Origin of the sequence: Sphingobacterium yanglingense (assembly GCF_004363245.1) — a bacterium.
In the GTDB taxonomy this organism is placed as follows: domain Bacteria; phylum Bacteroidota; class Bacteroidia; order Sphingobacteriales; family Sphingobacteriaceae; genus Sphingobacterium; species Sphingobacterium yanglingense.
Window position 1 is genome coordinate 1 of record NZ_SNYV01000012.1, and the last position, 1,087, is coordinate 1,087.

The 1,087-nt window shown below is 43.5% G+C and carries 1 protein-coding gene; it reads left to right on the forward strand.

Annotated features, from left to right (window positions below; translation table 11 throughout):
• The coding region (locus CLV99_RS08455; protein ID WP_133584081.1) for an Ig-like domain-containing protein at window positions 1-1,087 on the forward strand (1,087 nt) is incomplete at both ends.

A 1,087-nucleotide genomic window follows, 5' to 3' on the forward strand; every position in this document is an offset into this window, starting at 1 on the left:
CAGGTGGTAATCTACTTTCACCTACGACCACTTTGGTTGATGGTCAGAAATACTATGCATCACAGACCGTTGGTGGCTGTGAGAGTGTTCAACGTTTAGAGGTTACGGTTGCCATTACTGTAATTGCTGCTCCTACAACGACACAGTCTACCCAGACTTTCTGTGAGATCGCACCACATACGGTTGCGAATCTACAGGCGACTGGTGCAGGTACAATTAAGTGGTACGATGCCGCTACAGGCGGTAATCTACTTTCACCTACGACCACTTTGGTTGATGGTCAGAAATATTATGCATCGCAGACCGTTGGTGGCTGTGAGAGTGTTCAACGTTTAGAGGTTACGGTTGCCATTAATATTGTTCAAGCAGGAACAATCGCAGGCTCTCAAACGGTATGTAATGGTACAGCACCAGCAACCATCACTTCGGTAACAGCAGGTTCAGCTACTGGTACCCTTGCTTATCAATGGGAGTTTAGTGTGGACAATGGTGCGAATTGGACCCCAATTAGTGGAGCTACTGCAGCGACATATACGCCGGGTGCTATGACGGTAACAACTTCTTACCGCCGAGTATCTACTTCGACACTAAATAACAGTGTCTGCACCGTTTCTTCAAACGAAGTGGTGATCACTGTAACTAACTACTGTAATGTAATTACGGAGAAAGCAGTCCGTGACAATAACAATAATGGCAAAGCTGAGTCCAATGAAGAATTAACTTATTCAATTAAGGTTACTAATAACTATGATAGAGATATTACAGTAAATGTATCCGACATTATTCCAGCGAATACGGCTTATGTAAGTAGTGCAAATGGAGGGGTATACACAGCAGGTAATAATACGATTACTTGGAATAATCTAACCGTACCAGCTAATTCAAATACTACAGTTACTTTTGCTGTTAAGGTTGTTGCAAACTTAACCGGTATTAGTAATATCTATAATGTGGCTACGGTTAGCGGTAATGAATTGCCAGAGCCACAAAGACCAGAGGTTGAGATCCCTACAGAGAGCAAACCATCGCACAGTTCAGTAAAAACTGTTGTGGATGCGAACGGTGATAACAAGGCGCAGTCCGGTGA